Source organism: Rhizobium sp. N122 (genome assembly GCF_002211295.1).
Classification (GTDB): domain Bacteria; phylum Pseudomonadota; class Alphaproteobacteria; order Rhizobiales; family Rhizobiaceae; genus Rhizobium.
The window spans coordinates 121,609-135,214 of sequence record NZ_LOKU01000034.1 but is presented as its reverse complement, the minus strand read 5'-3'; the positions used below and the strand labels follow the sequence as shown (position 1 = coordinate 135,214).

The window sequence follows — 13,606 nt, the reverse complement described above, 5'->3', positions numbered from 1 at the left end:
CGAAGAAAATGTAGAACGTTATATGGAGAACGTTCTACAATTCATCGGGAGGATGTGATGAACTTTCAGCCGGTAGCCATCCGCGGCAATCTCGTTTCGCGCGCCTGGTCGGGGGAGATGATCGCGCCGCTGTCGGATGGCGGCCAGGGAACGCCGGCAAGCTTCGTCTCCCAGACCTTCGAACATGATGGCGCCGGGCGTCCGGTCGAACTGTTCGTCTCCGCCCTCGGCCTCTACCGCTGTTTCATCAACGGCGCCCGCGTCGGCGACGACCTGTTGACGCCGGGCTGGACGAATTACGACGATCGCATCGCCTACCAGCGGTATGATGTTTCGAACCTCGTTAAGCCTGGCGTCAACCGCATCGAGATCTGGCTTGCCGACGGATGGTACCGGTCGCCCCTGATGTGGGGCGCCAAGCCGATCCCCAACTGCTGGGGCGACAGGATCGGCGTCATCGCCGATATGGTCGGGCCAAGCGGCCCCCTGCTTTCCACCGACACGACATGGCGCAGCGGTCTGCTGCCGATCCTGCAGTCGGGGATCTATTTCGGCGAGGTCTACGATGCCCGCGCGGAAAACCGCGTCGAGACGCACGGCACCGAGAGATTGCCGTTCGACAGGGCGCTGCTCGTAGCGCATGAAACCGCGGCGGTGCGGGAATTGCAGCCGCTGGCTCCCACCGAAAGCTGGATCGACGATGACGGCAGGACAGTCTACGATTTCGGCCAGAATGCCGGCGGCTATGTCAGATATACGGTCCGGGGAGCGGCCGGCGCCGAAGTGCGGGTAGAGCATTCGGAGGTGCTCGGCCCCGACCGCCATTTCGACAATCGCAATTATCGCACCGCCGCGGCGCACACGCTCTACACGCTGCGCGGAGACGGCGAGGAAACCTACGCGCCACATTTCACCTTTCACGGTTTTCGCTACGCTCGGGTAACGATCAGGGGCGAGGCGGAGATTCTTGCGATCGCCTCCATCCCGATCTCGTCGGTGCCGGAACCGGCCGGCTGTTTCACCTCGGGCAACCCGCTCGTCAACCGCCTCGTCCAGAATACCATCTGGTCGCAGCGCGCCAATTTCGTCGAAGTGCCCACAGATTGCCCACAGCGCGACGAACGCCTGGGTTGGACCGGCGATGCCCAGGTCTTTGCCGCAACCGCCTGCTGGCTGAGCGACAGCCAGTCCTTCCTCAGGAAATATCTGCGCGATGTGATGGCCGATCAGCGCGAGGACGGCGCCGTCTCGCATTTTTCGCCGGACCCGACGCGCCTGCACCCCGCCAATTTCCCGGGTTATGCGGGCTCGACCGGCTGGGGCGATGCGATCGTCGTGATCCCCTGGGTGCTTTATACCCATTACGGCGACCGGGCGGTTCTGGCGGAATGCCTGGCCTCAATGGTGCGCTGGGTCGATTTCGTCTGGTCCATTTCGGATGGTCCGATCGTGCGTCCGCCGTCGCATTGGGGCGCACGCGGCTTTACCTTCGGCGACTGGCTGCAGCCGGTCGGCGACAACCGCAAGCCGCGCCCGACGATCGCCGACGACTGCGCGGCCACACTCTATCACTTCATCTCCACCGACCTTCTGGCAAGGATCGCCGCCGTGCTCGGCGAGCAAAAACTCGAAGCTGAGATGAAGCGGCGCGCCGGCGAGATCCGGCGGGCTTTCGCCGACGAGTTCATCACGCCGGCGGGGCGGCTCGCACACAACGACCAGACATCCTATGCGCTGGCCTTCCTGCACGACCTGATGCCGACGGAACATCACGAGGCTGCCCGGCGGCATTTCCGGCAAGTGGTCATCGACGCCGACTACAGGATCGGCACCGGCTTCATCGGCACCCCTGCTCTTTTGCCGGCGCTGACGAAGCTCGGGATGGACGATCTCGCCGAAAAGGTCTTCCTGCAGGAGGACGTGCCGGGCTGGCTCTACCAAGTCTCGAAGGGGGCAACGACGATCTGGGAGCGCTGGGACTCTATGGCGCCTGACGGCACGATCTACGAACCCGACATGAACAGCTACAATCACTACGCCTATGGCGCCGTCTGCCAGTGGCTGTTCGAATGCGTCGCCGGAATTTCGCCGAGCCCGAGCGCACCCGGCTTTGCCGAAGTGATCGTCGATCCGGCGCCAATTCCGTCCCTTTCGCCGGTTGCGGCCCATCATGACGTCAGCCACGGGCGCATCGAGGCCGGCTGGCATTGCACCGGCAGCGCGGTCACCTATGTGCTGACGCTTCCGGAAGGCTGTATTGGCCGCTTCCGGCCCGGAAAACGGCACCAGAACGCGTCTATCAACGGAGAACCTGTCGTCGAGGAGGTCGTTTTGCCCTCGGGAACGCACCGGCTGGTCTTTTCACTACCCGATAATTGAGGAGCATACACGTCACACCGTTCAGAGGAGGAACGTCATGACACATCGGATAAAGCGCATTCTCACCGCCGCATCCACGCTTTTGGCCTTGGCCGCGGCCGGCCCGTCGCATGCGGAAACCACGCTGTCTTTCCTGATCGACAACAACCCGGACACGGTCGCTGCAGCCGAGGCTCTGGTTGCCGCCTATCAGACCAAGGCGCCTGATGTGACAATCGAAATCGAACAGCGGCCGGGCGGCGGGGAAGGCGACAACATCATCAAAACGCGCCTGGCGACCGGGGAAATGTCCGATGTGTTCCTCTATAATTCCGGTTCGCTCTTGCAGGCGCTGAAGCCCGCGCAGACACTGGTCGATCTCACCGGACTGCCGTCGCAAGCGAAGGTGGATAAGAGCTTCAAGGCGGTCGTCAGCGCCGACGGCAAGCTCTACGGCGTTCCCTTCGGCACGGCGATGGCCGGCGGCATCCTCTACAACAGGAAGATCTACCAGGATCTCGGCCTCTCCGTTCCGAAGACATGGGCGGATTTCATGGCGAACAACGCCAAGGTCAAGGCGTCAGGCAAGATCGCGGTCGCGCAGACCTATCGCGACACCTGGACCTCGCAGCTGTTCGTTCTGGCCGATTATTACAATCTGCACGCCGCCGTGCCGAACTTCGCCGCCGATTATACCGCCAACAAGGCGAAATATGCCGAAACGCCGGCGGCGATGAAGGGCTTCGAACGGCTGAAGGACGTTCACGACGCCGGCCTGATGAACGAAGACTTCGGCGCGGCAAGCTACGACGACGGCTTGAGAATGGTGTCAACCGGCGAGGCCGCGCATTATCCGATGCTGAGCTTCGCGGTCAGTGCGCTCAAACAGAATTACCCCGAAAACCTTGGCGATGTCGGCTTTTTCGCCCAGCCGAGCGACGATGCGGCAACGAACGGGCTGACGGTCTGGATGCCGCCGGGCCTGTATATTCCCTTGGCCAGCCAGCATGCCGAGGAAGCGCGGAAATTCGTCGATTTCGCCGGAAGCGTCGAAGGCTGCAAGATCATGGTGGAAACCAACGCCGTTCAGGGCCCCTCCCTGGTCGACGGCTGCGATCTGCCGGCCGATGTCCCGCCTGCAATCAAGGACATGCTTCCCTATTTCGAGGCCGAGGGAAAGACGACTCCCGCCTTGGAATTCGTGTCGCCGGTCAAGGGACCGGCGCTCGAGCAGATCACCGTCGAGGTCGGCTCCGGCATCCGCCAGCCCGCCGAGGCAGCGAAGCTCTATGACGACGATGTGCGCAAGCAGGCCAAGCAGCTCGGCCTGCCCAACTGGTAGCGGTCTTTCGGCAACCTCGCTCGCGAAGGGGCGAGGTTGCACCGATCGAAGAGATTGATATGACCGAGACACGCCCCCGCTCGCGCAAATCGCCTTATCCACTGTGGTTTTTCATTCCCGCCGCAATCATCTACGGCGTGTTGTTTCTCGTCCCCACGGTATCGTCTCTCTGGTTCAGCCTGACACGCTGGGATCTTTCGACGGCCGAATTCATCGGGTTCGAAAATTTTCAGCAGTTCTTTTCCGAGCCCTTCCTGGTCAAGGGGCTCGTCAACACGCTGATCTACGCCGTGACCACGTCGGGCCTGAAGACGGTCTGCGGTCTGCTGCTCGCCGTGCTGCTGACCAGCAATATTTTCGCCCGCGGCTTCCTGCGCACGCTAGTCTTCTTTCCCGTGCTGGTCTCGACGATCGGCATCGGCATCACCTTCACGGTGATGATGCATCCGACCAGGGGCATCATCAATGTCACGCTCGAGGCGCTCGGCATTCCGGGGCCGGGATGGCTCACCAATCCGGCGCTGGCGCTTTTCTCAGTCGCCCTGGTCGATGTCTGGAAAGGGGTCGGCCTCGCCACCCTGATCTTCATCGCCGGCCTCGCCGCGATCAGCCCCGATTATTACGAGGCGGCGAGAATCGACGGCGCGACGCGGCTTCAGCAATTTTTCCGGATCACCCTGCCGCTCGTGCGTCCCGCCACCATCGTCGTGGTGACATTGTCGCTGATCGGTGGGCTTCGGTCGTTTGATCTGATATGGGCGATGACCCGCGGCGGCCCCGGCTTCTCCTCGGATGTAATCGCCTCGGTCATCTACAAGCAGTACCAGGCCGGTTTTTATGGGCTGTCGACCGCCGGAAACGTCATCCTTTTTGCCCTGATCGCCGTGATCATCCTGCCCATCAGTTTGTGGTTCAACCGGCGCGAGGTCGAGGAATGAGAAGCGTTCGCCCTTACGTGACCGGCGCGATCGCCCTTGCCGTCGCGGCCGTGATCTTCGTAATGCCCTTTGTTTTCGTCGCTCTTCAGGCGGTCAAATCGAAATCCGAAGCCTCCCGCCTCGATTTCGAATTGCCCGGGCAATGGCTGTTCTGGGACAATCTGGTCGCCGTCTTCCAGGCCCGCGACTACCAGCTCGTGCTCGCCTATTTCAACTCCACCCTGATCACCGTCGTCTCCGTCACCATCCTGCTCCTGCTGTCGGCGATGGTGGGCTATGTGATGCAGCGCCGCAGAACCGTCTGGAACAAAGTGGCTTCGGTTGCGCTTTTCATGGGTCTGATGATGCCGCCGGCGGTCGTGCCGACCATCGGCCTCCTGCAGGAAATCGGCCTCTTCAAGACCATGACCGGAATGATCCTGATCCAGGTCGCCTATAATCTCTCCTTTTCGATCTTGCTCTACCGGTCGTTCATCTCGACCATCCCACGCGACCTCGACGAGGCGGCGCTGATCGATGGCGCCAAACCCCGGCAGATCTTCTTCAGGGTCATCCTGCCGCTTTTGAAACCGGTGACGGTGACCAATATCGTCGTGCAGTCGATCGCGATCTTCAACGATTTCACCAACCCGCTTTATTATCTTCCCGGCAAGGAGAACGTCACGGTGCAGCTGACGCTCTATAATTTCCAGAGCATGTATACGAGCCAGTACAATCTGCTCTTCATGAATATCCTGCTCGTCACGATCCCGCCGCTGATTGTCTTCATCTTCTTCAACCGGCAGATCGTCGCGGGCATGACATCAGGCGCGGTCAAAGGGTAGCAAATGGCTGAACTGACGCTGAAACAGGTCCGCAAGAGCTTCGGCGCCCTTGAGGTCATCAAGGGCATCGATCTGGAAGTTGCCTCCGGCGAGTTCGTCGTTTTCGTCGGCCCGTCGGGCTGTGGGAAATCGACGCTGCTGCGCATCATCGCCGGGCTGGAGGAGACGACATCGGGAACGCTGACGATCGGCGGCAAGGACGTCACCCATGCCGAACCCTCCGAGCGCGGCATCGCCATGGTGTTCCAGAGCTATGCGCTATACCCGCATATGACGGTTGCCGAAAATATCGGCTTCGGACTGTCGCTCGCCCGCCGTCCGAAGGCGGAAATAACGGCCAGGGTCAACGCGGCCGCCGAAACGCTCCAGCTCACCCATCTGTTGCAGAGAAAACCGAAAGCGCTCTCCGGCGGCCAGAGGCAGCGCGTCGCCATCGGCCGCGCGATCGTCCGCGATCCCAAGGTCTTCCTGTTCGACGAGCCGCTTTCCAATCTCGACGCGTCGCTCAGAGCCCAGATGCGCCTGGAGATCGCCGATCTCCACGCCCGGCTGAAATCGACGATGATCTATGTCACGCACGATCAGGTCGAGGCGATGACGATGGCCGACAAGATCGTCGTCCTGAACGGCGGAGCGGTCGAGCAGATCGGCAGCCCGATGGAACTCTACCGCAATCCCGCCACACCCTTCGTCGCCGGCTTCATCGGCAGTCCGAAGATGAACCTCTACGGCGGCGAAATCGCACGGCTGATGAACTGCACGACCTATGGCATCCGTCCTGAACATATCAGGCTTTCCGAAGACGCCGGACAGTGGCAGGGCACGATCCGGCACGTGGAACGGCTCGGCGCCGATGCGATCCTCTATCTCGATATCGCGGATCTCGGCGAGATGGTCGTGCGCACCGAGGGCGAGACACTGTTTGCGCCTGGGATGACGGTCCGGGCAAGTCCGGTTGAAGGCGCGGAACACAGGTTCTGAAAAGGCGAAGAACGCCAGCGGATCGACCCGCATCGGCGCGTTCGTGGCGTTTAGCACCGTACCCACCCCGCTACTCGTATCTTGAAAATCTGCAATCAATGATTAATATGCAATCATTGATGAACGGAGGCCGGCATGGCAAGCATGACCATCCGCAACCTTGACGATGGGTTGAAGCAGCGCTTGCGCATGCGCGCGGCGACACATGGCCGCTCCATGGAGGATGAAGCGCGGGATATTTTGCGCACGGCGCTTGCAACCAACGAACCAGTCGCTCCCAATCTCGCAGATGCCATCCGCACGCGCCTGCTCTCAGTCGGCGGCATCGAACTCGACATCCCGCCTCGAGAGCCAATTCGTGAGCCGCCGGATTTCGCCGCGTGATCGTTCTCGATACCAATGTCATTTCGGAGCTGCTGACCCCCGCCCCGAATGCGGCCGTCATAGATTGGCTCGCAAGGCAGCATCCTTCTTCCGTCTTCACGACTGCGGTCACGGAGGCGGAAATCCTCTATGGACTGCGCCTCCTTCCCGAGGGACGTCGCCGACGCGATCTGGAGGCGGCGATTTTGCCGATCTTCAGCGATGATTTCGGCGGACGCGTCCTGCCATTTGATCGCGACGCTTCAAACGTCTATGCGACGATCGCTACCGACCGCCGCAAGGCGGGCCGGCCAATCAGTCAATTCGATGCCCAGATCGCCGCCATCGCCATCTCGCGGGGCGCTTCGCTCGCAACACGCAATGTCTCCGATTTCACGGAAATCAATCTTCAGATCATCAACCCATGGAACGACGGATAGAGCGCGGAGCCACCAGCAACTCCACACGGCAATCTCCCATCAGCCCGATCTGTCTTCGAAATATGTCACAATGACGATCATGGCCAATGCCGATCGCATCGCCCATCGTCTTGCTGCAGCGGAAGCAGCCTCGGCGCCCTGGAGTCCGTTGCCTCTTCAAGCCCTCAATTGCGGCAATGCCTCGCCCGTCAAAGAGAGAAGCGACTCGTAATCGGCTTCGGAAAGCACCGCGAAATCAACGAGGCCCAGCGTGGCCCGTGTCGCCACCAGCGATGGATCCTTTACAGCGGCGGCAAGCGCACCTCGCAGGAGAAGGACTCTCTCGTCCGAGGCATCGCCTGAAGTAATGAATGGCAGGCCGGGGCCTTTCACCGTTTCGGCGATGATGCGGACCCCTTCAAGGTGGCCGGGATCGAAGCGGCGAACGTTCTCATAGGTGACGCAATCGATCGCCGCGCTATCTGCCCTGCCCTCGGCAACAGCAGCAATGCTGCCGCCGTGGCTACCAGTTTCGATGATCCGTCCGAAGAAGCGGCCCTCGCGGGCAAGCGGAGCAACGGCAGCACGAAAGAGATTGCTGCCGGAATTGCTGTCAGGGCTGTTGATCGCGGCCGTGGTGCCGCGCAAATCTTCCAGCGAGCGAAGAGGAGACTCCGTGCGGACAATGATGAAGCTGCGCATCAGCGGACCATCGCAGCCGGGATAATCGTAGACCGGCGTCGCTACCAGACGAACTTTGCCGCGAAGGCGCCTGGCAAAGGGATAACCGCAGGTCTGCGAGAGCAGCAGATCCGGCCTCAGCCAGGCTTCGTCGTAGGCTACCGTCCGATCGAGCGTCTTGGGCAAGTCCGTCAGACCGGCCTGCGAAAGATAGCGCCGGAGGAACGACCAGAGCTCGGCCGTCGCATCCGCGAGCGGCTTCGATGTGACATACATGGCGATGCTGGCGAGAGGCATTCCGGTCTTTCGTTGCGGCGAAGCGCAAGCATCGACCAAGTCAGGCAATGCCGCCCAGGCATACATATTTGAGTTCTGTATACTCGTCCAACCCGTGCCTGGAGCCTTCGCGGCCGAGACCCGACATCTTGACGCCGCCGAACGGCGCCTCGGCGGTGGAGACCAGACCGGTATTGACCCCGACCATTCCATATTCGAGCGCTTCGGCCACGCGGAAGACCCGCGACAGATCGCGCGCGTAAAAATACGAGGCAAGCCCGAATTCGGTGTCGTTTGCCTGTGCGATGACGTCCTCTTCGTCGCGGAAACGAAAGAGCGGCGCAAGAGGCCCGAAGGTTTCCTCACGGGCGACCTGCATGCCGGCCGCGACATCGCGCAGAATGGTCGGTTCGAAGAAAAGCCCGCCGAGTGCGTGGCGTTTGCCGCCTGAAACGATCGCCGCACCCCTTGCGACGGCGTCGTCGATATGGGCTTCGACCTTGGCGACGGCGTTGTCGTCGATGAGCGGGCCAAGCACGACATCCCTGTCGAGGCCGTTGCCGACCTTCAGGGCCGCAACGGCGGTTGCGAGCTTGGCGGCAAAGGCCTCGTAGACGCCGTCCTGGACATAGAGCCGGTTGGCACAGACGCAGGTCTGGCCATTGTTGCGGAATTTGGCGATGATCGCGCCTTCGACGGCCGCGTCGAGATCGGCATCGTCGAAGACGATGAAGGGTGCATTGCCGCCAAGCTCGAGCCCGAGCTTCTTGATCGTCGGCGCGCATTGCCGGTAAAGCAGCTCGCCCGTCCGGGTGGAACCGGTGAAAGTCAGGACCCGGATATCACGGCTTGCCGTCAGCGTCCCGCCGATTGCGGCAGCGTCACCGGTGACGATGTTGAGTAGCCCGGGCGGCAGGCCGGCGCGCTCGGCGAGAACGGCGATGGCGATTGCCGAGAACGGCGTCTGCGGCGCCGGCTTCAGAACGACGGCGCAGCCGGCGGCAAGTGCGGGGCCGACCTTGCGGGTGATCATCGCGTTTGGAAAGTTCCAGGGCGTGATCGCGGCCACCACTCCTGCCGGCTGGCGCAGGACGAGGATGCGCTTGTCCGGTTGGTGTCCCGGTATGGTCTCGCCGTTGATGCGCCTTGCCTCTTCGGCAAACCATTCGATGAAGCTCGCGCCATAGGTGATCTCCCCCTTGGCTTCAGCGAGCGGTTTTCCCTGTTCCAGCGTCAAGATCATCGCCAGATCGTCGCGGTTCTCGATCATCAGGCGGTGCCATGCCTTGAGAACGGCGGCGCGCTCGCCGGCGGTCTTCTTCGCCCAAAGCTTCTGGGCAGTGACGGCGGCGGCGATGGCCTCCTCCGTTTCGGCGGAACCGAGATCGGGGACCGCACCGAGCGGCTCGCCCGTCGCCGGATTGCGCACCGTCGTCGCGAGGCGGCCTCCCGCCTCGATCCAGCGGCCGGCGACCGGACATGACTGACGGAACAGCGAGGGATCACTGAGCTTCATAGGACGACCTTCAACAGAACACGTGAGCCGCACCCGGATCGAAATCCAGATGCACCGTGTCTCCACGGCTGAGCCCGGTGATCGCCTCATGACCGAACGGCAGGCGAACCGCCAGCGCTTCGCCCTTCGCGGTTTCTGTGGAGACGTGGATATTGTTGCCGAGGAAAGTAATGTCGCTGACGGTGGCGGCGAGACCCGCGCCGGCTTGGGCGCGTGACAGCCGAATGCGCTCCGGCCTCAGCATCAGGGCTGCTTTTGTGCCTGAGGCGCCTTTCCCATGCACCGGAATGCTGTTGAAGACGGTTCCGCCGCCGAGCGAAATGGTGGCCTGTCCGTCTGATGACGACAGCAGGTCGCAGGAAATGAAGTCGCTGTCGCCGATGAATTCGGCAACGAAGCGGGTCTTCGGGTTGGCGTAGAGTTCGGGGCCCGTGCCAATCTGGTCGATGACGCCCTTGGAAAAGACGGCGATGCGGTCGGAGAGCCGCAGCGCCTCTTCCTGGTCGTGCGTGACGTAAAGGATCGTCACTTCGGTCTGCTGATGGATGCGGCGGATCTCATGCTGGATTTCCTCGCGCAGCTTCTTGTCGAGCGCCGACAGCGGTTCGTCCATCAGAAGCACCGGCGGATCATAGGCAAGGGCTCTGGCCAGCGCCACACGCTGCTGCTGGCCGCCGGACATTTGCGCCGGCTTGCGATCCTCGAAGCCTTCGAGCCGGACAAGGCGCAGCATTTCCTTCACCTTGCTGTCGATCTCGGCCTTCGATTTGCGCCGGACCTTCAGCGGAAAGGCGATGTTTTCGCCCACCGTCAGATGCGGAAACAGGGTATAGCGCTGGAACACCATGCCAATATTGCGCTTGTGCGACGGCGTGGCGAGCAAGGTCTTGCCCTCCAGCGTAATGTCGCCTTTCGTCGGATTGTCAAATCCGGCCAGAATGTAGAGCGTCGTGCTCTTGCCGGATCCGGATGGCCCGAGAAAGGTCAGGAACTCCCCGCGCCGAACGTCGAGAGTGACATCGTGCACGGCGACGACTGCGCCGTATTCCTTGCGTATGCCGCGGATCTGAAGGAATGGTTCGTTCATTGTTTCAGTACCTTACGCACGACGGCAACCAGGGCCATCAAGATGATCGTCAAAAGGATGAGAAGGGTCGACGCCGCTGCGACAATAGGCGTCAGGTCTTGCCGCAGCGTCGCCCATACTTTCACGGGCAGCGTCTGCAAGGTCGGGCTGGACATGAAGATCGCCACCACCACCTCGTCCCAGGATGTGAGGAACGAGAAGACGGCCGCCGAAAACAGCCCATGGCTGATTGCCGGAAGGGTGACCCTGATCTTTGCCTCAAGGGGCGAGGCGCCGCAGAGCACCGCCGCATCCTCGATCGACTTGTCGAAACCTTCAAGCGCACTCGATATCGACAGGATCGAGAAGGGCAGCGCCAGCACCAGGTGCGAAATGACAAAACCCGTCAAGGTTCCCCCAAGGCCAATCCTGAGAAAGAAGGCGTAGAGGGCAACGGCGAGAACCACGACCGGAAGGATCATCGGCGTCAGAAACAGCGCTTTCAGCGCATCGCGGAACATGAATGAACCACGCACCAGTCCGAAGGATGTCACGAGCCCGAGCAGTACCGACAGAACCGTGACGATGACGGCGATCTTGAAGCTCGTCAAAGCCGATTCCAGCCAGCGAGGGTCGGCAAAGAGCTGGCTGTACCATTGAAACGTCCAGCCCGGCGGCGGAAAGATCAGCCATTGCGAGGAGCCGAAGGACAGCGCCGCGATGAAGACGATCGGCAGCAGCAGGAAGGCTGCGGTCAGAAGCGTTATGCCGAGAAGGAGGTATTTCCACCAGCCGAGACGGTCGAAATTGAGCAACATATCAACGCCCTCCCGGGTTCTGGTTGCCGAAGAAACGCAGCTGCACGGCATAAAGCGAGAGCGTCACCACCAGGAGCACCAGCGCCGCCGCGCCGCCCATGCCCCAGTTGACCAGCGACTGCACGAATTGCGCGATCAGCTCTGCAAGCATCATGTTGGCGGTGCCGCCGAGAAGCGAGGGCGTGACGAAATAACCGAGCGACATGACGAAGACCATCAGGGCGCCGGCCGCCATGCCGGGCATCGCCAGCGGCAGCAGGACCCGCGTCAGGCATTGCCAACGGTTGGCACCGCAAAGGGCGGCCGCCTGCAGGGTCGATGGGTCGATCTTCTTAATCACGCCATAGAGCGGCAGGATGATAAAAGGCAGCATGATATAGGTCATGCCGATCGTGACACCGGTCAGATTGTTGACGAGCGCCAGCGGCTGGCCGATCAGGCCCATTCCCATCAGCATCTTGTTGATGAGCCCCGTCCTCTGCAGGAGCACCATCCAGGCATAGGTGCGGGCCAAGAGGTTGGTCCACATCGACAGCAGCAGGATCGCAAAGATCACCGAAGTCAGCCGTCCGGGCATGATTGCCAGCGCCCAGGCGACGGGAAAACCGATCGCGAGCGAAATCACCGTGACGAGACCCGAGACGATGAAGGTGTTGGCGAAAATCTTCAGATAGGTCGAAGACCCGATCAGTTGCGCATAGTTTCCCAAACCCGGCACGGGTTCCAGCACGCTGCGCAACAGCAGTATCGCCACCGGCACGACGAAAAAGATACCGACGAAGGCGAAAGCCGGAACGACCCCGCTGAAACCTGTTGGCCTGCGTATCTTCGGCAAGGGCGCAATTACGCCGGAGGCATCGCTAAACGTCGACATGACAGTCCTTCCCACCCGTCAATTTCCGCGAGGCGCATAGGTGCAACCGATTGGCACTGGCGCTGCGGGGGCACGGCGACCTTCGCCGTGCCCGTTGATCTCAAGCTTCAGCTTATTTCGCCTGCCAAGCGTACCACTTCTCGCCGATGGCATCGCGATTATCAGCCCAGTAGTTCATATCGGCATTGACCTGGCTTGCGGTCTGCTGGTCCGGCAGGGTCTTGGCCGTTTCCGGGTCCATCAGCTTGGCCGAGTCGACATTGATCGGCGCATATCCGGTGGCCTTTGCCAGGGCGGCCTGCGGTTCGGCCGAGGTCGCCAGTGCAATGAACTTCATCGCAGCTTCGACATTCGGCGAGCCCTTTGGCACGACGAGCGCATCGGCAGCGGTGATGTTCTGTTCCCAGGAGGTTTCAACCTTGATGCCGGTCGCAGCAAGCGCCGTCATGCGGCCGTTCCAGACGCTGCCGAAGGGCGCTTCAGCTGAGGCCAGCAGTTGCTGCGACTGGGCGCCGCCCGACCACCAGATGATATCCGACTTGATCGTATCGAGCTTCTTGAAGGCGCGGTCGAGATCGAGCGGATAAAGCTTGTCGGCCGGCACGCCGTCGGCAAGAAGCGCCGCTTCGATCACGCCGGGAGCCGACCACTTGTAGAATGTGCGCTTGCCGGGGAACTTCGCCGTGTCGAACAGGTCGGCCCATGTCTTCGGGCAGGCTTTGACGGCATCGGCATTGCAGCCGATGACGAAGGAATAATAGAAGCTGCCGACCGAATAGTCGGTGACAAAGCGCGGATCGAGCTTGGATTTGTCGATGACGGAGAAGTCGAGCTTTTCGAGCTGGCCGCTCTTGCCGGCCTGGGCGGCATAGTCGCCCTCGACGTCGACGACGTCCCAGGTGACTTCGCCGGCTTCGACCATGGCCTTCAGCTTGCCGTAGTCGGTCGGGCCGTCCTGCACGACGGTAATGCCGGTCTTCTCGGTGAACGGGCTTGCCCATGCCGCCTTCTGGGCATCCTGGGTCGTTCCGCCCCAGCTCGAGAAGACCATGTTGTCGGCGTGCGCCGGCGCGGAGACCGCGACGAATGCGGCAACCGCCGCGAAAGCAAATGTCGTTTTCATGTTCCCTTATCCCTGTTCTGGTTTGTC

13 protein-coding genes are annotated in these 13,606 nt (G+C 61.6%); 7 read left to right on the top strand and 6 right to left on the bottom strand.

The genetic code is table 11. The features are described 5' to 3' along the window. The first annotated feature begins 57 nt into the window (after positions 1 to 57). The 7 genes from ATY75_RS22285 (at position 58) to ATY75_RS22255 (ending at position 7,246) form a co-directional block, all read left to right on the top strand. Entirely contained in the window at positions 58 to 2,379 is a 2,322-nt protein-coding gene (locus ATY75_RS22285) for an alpha-L-rhamnosidase (protein ID WP_088939241.1), read from the top strand. Between the two features lie 37 nt (positions 2,380 to 2,416). Next, the gene (locus ATY75_RS22280) at positions 2,417 to 3,700 is read left to right on the top strand and encodes an extracellular solute-binding protein (protein WP_088939240.1); all 1,284 of its coding nucleotides are present in this window, start codon (positions 2,417 to 2,419) and stop codon (positions 3,698 to 3,700) included. 59 nt (positions 3,701 to 3,759) lie between these two features. Beyond that, positions 3,760 to 4,638, top strand: a complete 879-nt coding sequence (locus ATY75_RS22275) for a sugar ABC transporter permease (RefSeq protein WP_088939239.1) — start codon at positions 3,760 to 3,762, stop codon at positions 4,636 to 4,638. Next, positions 4,635 to 5,462: a carbohydrate ABC transporter permease gene (locus ATY75_RS22270; protein WP_064841527.1), complete on the top strand. Its 828-nt coding sequence runs from the start codon at positions 4,635 to 4,637 to the stop codon at positions 5,460 to 5,462. The genes ATY75_RS22275 and ATY75_RS22270 overlap by 4 nt, the downstream gene beginning before the upstream one ends. A gap of 3 nt (positions 5,463 to 5,465) precedes the next feature. After that, positions 5,466 to 6,443, top strand: a complete 978-nt coding sequence (gene ugpC / locus ATY75_RS22265) for a sn-glycerol-3-phosphate ABC transporter ATP-binding protein UgpC (protein WP_088939238.1) — start codon at positions 5,466 to 5,468, stop codon at positions 6,441 to 6,443. A 135-nt stretch (positions 6,444 to 6,578) separates the two neighbouring features. Next, entirely contained in the window at positions 6,579 to 6,827 is a 249-nt protein-coding gene (locus ATY75_RS22260) for a plasmid stabilization protein (RefSeq protein WP_088939237.1), read from the top strand. Next, complete coding sequence (locus ATY75_RS22255) at positions 6,824 to 7,246, top strand: type II toxin-antitoxin system VapC family toxin (RefSeq protein WP_088939236.1); 423 nt, start codon at positions 6,824 to 6,826, stop codon at positions 7,244 to 7,246. Before ATY75_RS22260 ends, ATY75_RS22255 begins: the two co-directional genes overlap by 4 nt. A 156-nt stretch (positions 7,247 to 7,402) precedes the next feature. Here ATY75_RS22255 and ATY75_RS22245 read toward each other — a convergent pair whose 3' ends face one another. The 6 genes from ATY75_RS22245 to ATY75_RS22220 form a co-directional block, all read right to left on the bottom strand. Further along, positions 7,403 to 8,203 (bottom strand): PhnD/SsuA/transferrin family substrate-binding protein, encoded by an 801-nt coding sequence (locus ATY75_RS22245; protein ID WP_088939235.1) that lies wholly within the window; start codon positions 8,201 to 8,203, stop codon positions 7,403 to 7,405. 40 nt (positions 8,204 to 8,243) lie between these two features. Continuing rightward, entirely contained in the window at positions 8,244 to 9,698 is a 1,455-nt protein-coding gene (locus tag ATY75_RS22240) for an NAD-dependent succinate-semialdehyde dehydrogenase (protein ID WP_088939234.1), read from the bottom strand. Between the two features lie 10 nt (positions 9,699 to 9,708). Next, positions 9,709 to 10,785, bottom strand: a complete 1,077-nt coding sequence (locus ATY75_RS22235; RefSeq protein ID WP_064841521.1) for an ABC transporter ATP-binding protein — start codon at positions 10,783 to 10,785, stop codon at positions 9,709 to 9,711. After that, positions 10,782 to 11,582: an ABC transporter permease gene (locus ATY75_RS22230; protein ID WP_064841520.1), complete on the bottom strand. Its 801-nt coding sequence runs from the start codon at positions 11,580 to 11,582 to the stop codon at positions 10,782 to 10,784. The genes ATY75_RS22235 and ATY75_RS22230 overlap by 4 nt, the downstream gene beginning before the upstream one ends. Position 11,583: 1 nt before the next feature. Continuing rightward, the gene (locus tag ATY75_RS22225; RefSeq protein WP_088939233.1) at positions 11,584 to 12,456 is read right to left on the bottom strand and encodes an ABC transporter permease; all 873 of its coding nucleotides are present in this window, start codon (positions 12,454 to 12,456) and stop codon (positions 11,584 to 11,586) included. Positions 12,457 to 12,568: 112 nt separating this feature from the next. Beyond that, positions 12,569 to 13,579, bottom strand: a complete 1,011-nt coding sequence (locus ATY75_RS22220; protein ID WP_088939232.1) for an ABC transporter substrate-binding protein — start codon at positions 13,577 to 13,579, stop codon at positions 12,569 to 12,571. Positions 13,580 to 13,606: the final 27 nt, after the last annotated feature.